The organism is Thermodesulfobacteriota bacterium (assembly GCA_040755095.1).
In the GTDB taxonomy this organism is placed as follows: Bacteria; Desulfobacterota; Desulfobulbia; order Desulfobulbales; family JBFMBH01; genus JBFMBH01.
The window spans coordinates 1-2,394 of record JBFMBH010000244.1; the positions used below are offsets into that span (position 1 = coordinate 1).

Sequence of the window (2,394 nt, forward strand, 5' to 3'; positions counted from 1 at the left end):
TCCATCACCGCCCTGACGCGTCTCACCGGCGGGCGCCACACCGAGCTGTGGCCCATCAAGGAGCGGCTCGACCAGCGCCTTGCCGCCATCCTCCAGGGCCGGGAGGACCGCCTGGGCCCGCCGGTGCTCTCCCTGGCCGAGGTGGGCCTGGCGGACGTGGGACTGGTGGGCGGCAAGAGCGCCCACCTGGGGGCCATGCTCCGCCAGGGGGGCCTGCCCGTGCCACCGGGCTTTGTCATCACCACCCGGGCCTTCCAGGAGCTGGTCACCGAAAACGGCCTCGGCCTCATCCTGACCCGCTTCCAGGAGCTCCTGGCCACGCCCGGCGCGGCCGCCACCGAGCTGGTCTCCCTTGGGCAGGCCCTGGCCACCGAGATGGCTGGCTGCCGGCCGCCGCCCGGCCTCCTGGACGCCCTGGCCCGGCAGCTGGCCAGCCAGCCGGAGCTGGCCGGCGCCGCCCTGGCGGTCCGGAGCAGTGCCATCGAGGAGGATATGGACTTCTCCTTCGCCGGCCAGTTTTGCACCGTGCTCAACGTCGTCGCCGAGCCGGCGGCAATCTTCGCCGCCTACCGGCAGGTGGCGGCCAGCCTCTTCGCCCCGGGGGCCATCAGCTACCGCCGCCACCTCTTCCCGGGTGAAGGCACCCTGGACCTGGCGGTCTGCTGCCAGCAGCTGGTGCCGGCCCGGTCCAGCGGCGTGCTCTTCACCCGGGACACCGCGACCCCGGATCAGGAGGTCATGGTGGTGGTCGGTGCCTGGGGCCAGGGGGAGGCGGTGGTGGAGGGGGCGCTGCCCACCGACACCTTCCGCCTGGCCAAGGGCGAGGCGCCCCAGGTGCTGGCGCAGCGCATCGCCAGGAAGGTGAGCGGCCGCTTCCCGGCGGCCGGCGGCGGCCTGGAAGAGCGGCCCCTGGATCCGGACCTGGCCTCGGCCCCCTGCCTGTCGCCGGACGAGCTTCTCCGGCTGGCCCGCATCGCCGGCCAGATCGAGATGCTGTTCCGCCGTCCTCAGGACATCGAATGGGCGGTGACCGAGGAGGGGAACATCTTCATCCTCCAGGCCAGACCGCTTTTTGTGCCGCAACGGGCGGCGGTCCGGGAGCCCCTGGCCGAGGCCCTGGCCGGCTTGCCGCTCCTGGCGGACCGCCAGGGCCGCATCGCCAGCCATGGGGTCGGGGCCGGCCCGGTGCATCGGGTCCGCTCCGACGAGGATCTCGCCACCTTTCCGGACGGTGCCGTGCTGGTGGCCTTCCGCAGCTCGGCCCGCTACGCGGCCGTCATCCCCCGGGCCGCGGCCGTGGTCACCGAGATCGGCACCCCGGCCAGCCACTTGGCCACCCTGTGCCGGGAGATGCGGGCCCCGTGCCTGGTGGGCCTGCCCGGCATCATGGCCCAGGTGGCGGACGGCGAGGAGATCACGGTGGACGCCGAGGACAACCGCATCTTCCGGGGTCGGGTGCAGGCCCTGTTGACCCTCCGGATGGCAGACGGCATGGATCTCCATGCCAGCCGGGAGATCCGGACGCTTTCCCGGCTTACCGCGGCGATCTCGCAGCTCAGTCTGGTGGACCCGCTCCTGGGTGGCTTTCGGGCCGAGGCCTGCCGCTCGTTGCACGATGTCTTGCGCTTCACCCACGAGACCGCGGTCCAGGCCCTCATTGAGATGGGCAAGAACGAGCGCCGTCTTCTGGCCGGCAACTTTGCCCGCCGTCTCGCTCTGCCCGTTCCCACCGGGATCCTGGTCATCGATCTCGGTGGCGGCCTGGCCCCGGAGGCGCCGGCCAACGATGTGCCCCTGGCCGCCGTCGACTCGATCCCTTTTGCGGCCATCCTGGCCGGCATGCTCCACCCGGGGGTCTGGCACCAGACCGCCATGCCGGTGAGCATGAGGGACCTCATGGCCTCCATGTTCAACCCGGCAGTCGATCTGGCCAACCGCCAGTACACCGGCCATAATGTGGCCATCATCGGGGCGGACTATGTCAATCTGTGCTTCCGCCTCGGGTATCATTTCAACATCATCGACGCCCTGGCCAGCGAGGTCGACCAGAACAACCATATCTACTTCCGGTTCCTGGGTGGGGTGACGGATCTGACCAAGCGCTCCCGGCGGGCAGCCATGATCGCCCAGATCCTCAAGGCCCTGGACTTCCGGCTCGAGACCCGCGGCGACCTGGTTATCGCCCGGCTGGCGCATCTGCCCCGCCAGGAGATGGAGCACACCCTGAACATCCTTGGACGCCTGGTGGGATTCACCCGCCAGCTGGACGTACGTATGGAAAGCGACGACCGCGCCGCTGCCTATGCCGAGGCCTTTCTGGCCGGCGACTACGGCGTGGTCAGGGATTGAGGCGGGGGGGGTGGACGATGGACAGCATGGACACGATGGACGACG

General features: G+C 70.6%; 1 protein-coding gene. It reads left to right on the forward strand.

Annotation, left to right across the window (positions count from 1 at the left end; genetic code table 11):
• The coding region (locus AB1634_19360) for a PEP/pyruvate-binding domain-containing protein (protein MEW6221671.1) at window positions 1-2,349 on the forward strand (2,349 nt) is incomplete at its 5' end.
• Window positions 2,350-2,394: the final 45 nt, after the last annotated feature.